The following is a 2,955-nucleotide window of genomic DNA, read 5'->3' as shown; positions in this document are numbered from 1 at the left end:
CGTCCGCCTGCGCGGCGGCGAGCGTGGCGCCCAGCACGGCCGCCGCCTTGCTGGCCTCGGTCACGGTTGCCTGCGCCTGCGCTACCACGCCTGGCAGCACCTCGGCGGCCTGCACCACCTGCGGCGGCACCTGCGGCGCATCCGGCAGCACGATCTTGGCCGCGGCCGACAGCGTGCCGATCAGCGTCAGCGCCTCGGCCACCTGATGTCCGATGCCCATCACGTCGATGCCGGCCGCCTTGGCGCCGACCATCAGGATCGACAGCAGCAGGATCGCGCTGTGCGAACTCTGGCTGGCGAGCTGCTTCTTGATCCAGTCCATGGTCACTCCACCTCCGCTCGGCGCCACAGCGCCTCCAACACGATGTCTTCCGGGCTCCGGTCGATGTCCGGGCCGGGCGAGCCCTGCCGCCGGCCCAGCAGGCTTTCCAGCAGCCCCTCCACGCGCCCGAGGCGCTGGAACAGCGCGGCCGTGCCCTCCTGCCGGCCCCGCTCCACCTGCGCGAGCCGGTCGGCGAGGCTGTCGATCACACGCTGCTGCGCTGCGTCGCGCTCGGCGCTGCGGGAGTTGATCGCCTGCTCGCGCCGCTCTGCCTCCGAGGTCATGGTGGCGGTGCGCGCGTCCAGCGCCGCGATGGCGGTGCGCAGCCCGGCAATCGAGGCCGCGTTCTCCTGATCCCGCTGGCCCCACGAGTAGACGAACACCACGACGCTGATGGCCACGCCCGCGAGCGTGGTGCAGCCCGTGATCGCACCGATCATCGCCGGCCAGGATGCAGCCGGCCGCGGGTGGCGCTGCTGTTTCGGCATGGACGTGTTCGCGCCGCTCATGCGCCGAACCAGTCCATCCAGAGCTGGTCCCGCACCGCCACGGCCTCCGCGTCGGCGCTGAACCGTGCCGCCGCCACGAACTCACCGATGGTGCAGTCGGAGGGCAGCGACGGCGTGGCCTCGCTGTTCTGGACGCGCGCGCCCAGCGTCAGGCGCGCGAGGCCGGCGATCTGGCTGTCCGCCAGGGTGGCGCCGGATGCCCATGTCGCGGCAGAGCCACCGCCGCCGAGCTGGTACTTCGCGTCGGCATAGAGGTTCGTCCCGTCATGGCGCACCACCATGACGAGGCGCGTCCCCGCCGTGAGGCCGACCGGGAAATTCACGTTGACGCCGTTGCCGCGCCGCACGGCGACGCTGTTCCAGTTGACGACGAACTCGCCGTATCGGTCGTTCGTGCCGGCCGAGGCCGGATTGCAGAGGTCCCACACCGCCTGCGGAGAGGCGCCGACGCCGTTGACGATCATCGAGAGGGCGAATGTCGACGGCTTGAGGACGCCGAAATCGGTCTGCAAGCCGGCATCGCTGGCGGCGAGGAAATGGGTGTTGGCGCTGACGAAGCGGATGCCGTTGCGCCCGGTCGGGAACGCCGCGGAGACCACGCTCGGGCGGTTTCCGGCCGTGCCCTGCGTCAGACCGCGCGCGGCCGGCCCCTTGTCGCCCCAGGCCGAGACGACGTTCGACGCGGCGGTGATGGTGCCGCCATCGTTCGCGGCGTACCAGTCGCGCAGGCTGCTGCCATACAGCGTGGATGCCCACGCCGCGCCGCTCCATGGATTGCTGGCGCCCACGGGCCTGCGGCACAGGCGCAGGCCCGGCGCCCGGCGGAACGTGCTCACCAGTCGATCCGCCACGTGATCGTGCCGCTCGTGTACGCGGTGCAGTTGACGCGGTAGAACCCGCCCGGCACCTCGCGGCACAGCTCCACGCACGGGCCGCTGAACGACACGACGGTGCCGCCGGAGGTGCAGGCGATCCACGGCGCATTGCCGTCCGCGCTGCGCTCCAGAACGGCGCTGCCGACGAACGGACCCGACAGCGACAGGGTGAAATCGCAAAGGCGCGGGATGGACACGGCCACGCCCGCGCCGGCCGCGCCGAGCGTCCCGGTGGCGCGCTGGTAGCCGGATGCGAGGCCGCCGGTGATGGTGCCGCTCATGCTCTGCTCCTCACGCCGCTCGCGCGGCGATGTACTCGGGGCGGTCGCCCATGATGAAATCCGACACGCTCATGTACAGGTTCCCGCCAGCCCAATCCGCGTCATCCGCGGGATTGCCCGTCATGGAATAGTTGAATATCGGATAGAACGTGGTGTTCTTGTAGGTCTGCGGCGTCTCGATGAACTGCGTGCAGACCATCGAGGACGGATCATCGCCCCAGCCGATGTACTGGATCACGAGGTCCGGGCCGAAATCCGTGGCGTACCAGCGCCACCTGTTGGGCCATTCGAGGTCCGGCCGCTCGCCGCCGAAATCGTCCTCGCTGCCATCGGGCATCCGGAAGATGATGCCTTGGTTCGACGTGCGATAATCCCACCCGAACTTGTCGTTCGTGTCGATTTCGTTGACGGTGTCTTGGAAGTCGCTGAGCAGCCACAGCGCCGGCCAGCCGGGCGACACTCCGGGCACGCGCATCCGCACGGCGTGCAGGCCGTACTTCATCCCATAGGGGAACGTGTTGAATGCCGGCCCGAGGTACTTCGGCGCGTTGGCCGCGCTCATCATCGCCGCCGGCAGGACCGCCTTCTCGGCCGTCGTCATCAGACGCGGCGTCATCTTGAGGAACCCGCCCGGCATCGTCGCGTCGCTGCCGAGCGTGATGACAGGCCCGCCCTCCATGTACTGCATCGCGGACCAGTTGGGGAACGCGCAGCCCTCGGTGTGCAGCCACGCGGCAGAAGGCCACGCCTCGGGAGGCGGCACGTAGCTGCTGCCGCCCGCCCACGCGGCGGCTTGTGCCGGCAGCCGCATGTCACCCGGGTCCCAGGAGCCCTGGATGTAGCCGTGGCAGAACAGGTTCGGGGTGGCGTCGAGCATCCCATTGGCGTGCACGGTGCGCGGCGGCCACGCGGACTGGTGGCGCCACGCGGGGACCGACGTGAAGCGGTCCTTGCGCACGTACTTCACA

The 2,955-nt window shown here is 70.1% G+C and carries 5 protein-coding genes; all 5 read right to left on the bottom strand.

Annotated elements, in window-relative coordinates; translation table 11 throughout:
• Positions 1-322: hypothetical protein (locus tag M0638_RS27815; protein ID WP_248670204.1), on the bottom strand; the 322-nt coding region annotated here is incomplete at its 3' end.
• 2 nt (positions 323-324) lie between these two features.
• Positions 325-762 (bottom strand): hypothetical protein, encoded by a 438-nt coding sequence (locus M0638_RS27810; RefSeq protein WP_248670203.1) that lies wholly within the window; start codon positions 760-762, stop codon positions 325-327.
• Between the two features lie 65 nt (positions 763-827).
• Positions 828-1,667 (bottom strand): hypothetical protein, encoded by an 840-nt coding sequence (locus M0638_RS27805; protein ID WP_248670202.1) that lies wholly within the window; start codon positions 1,665-1,667, stop codon positions 828-830.
• Positions 1,664-1,987 (bottom strand): hypothetical protein, encoded by a 324-nt coding sequence (locus tag M0638_RS27800; RefSeq protein ID WP_248670201.1) that lies wholly within the window; start codon positions 1,985-1,987, stop codon positions 1,664-1,666. Before M0638_RS27800 ends, M0638_RS27805 begins: the two co-directional genes overlap by 4 nt.
• A gap of 10 nt (positions 1,988-1,997) precedes the next feature.
• A partial coding sequence (locus M0638_RS27795) for a LamG domain-containing protein (protein ID WP_248670200.1) occupies positions 1,998-2,955 on the bottom strand: 958 nt, incomplete at its 5' end.

Source organism: Roseomonas acroporae (assembly GCF_023223525.1).
GTDB classification, from domain to species: Bacteria; Pseudomonadota; Alphaproteobacteria; order Acetobacterales; family Acetobacteraceae; genus Roseomonas_E; species Roseomonas_E acroporae.
This window is presented reverse-complemented; position numbering and strand designations above follow the sequence as displayed.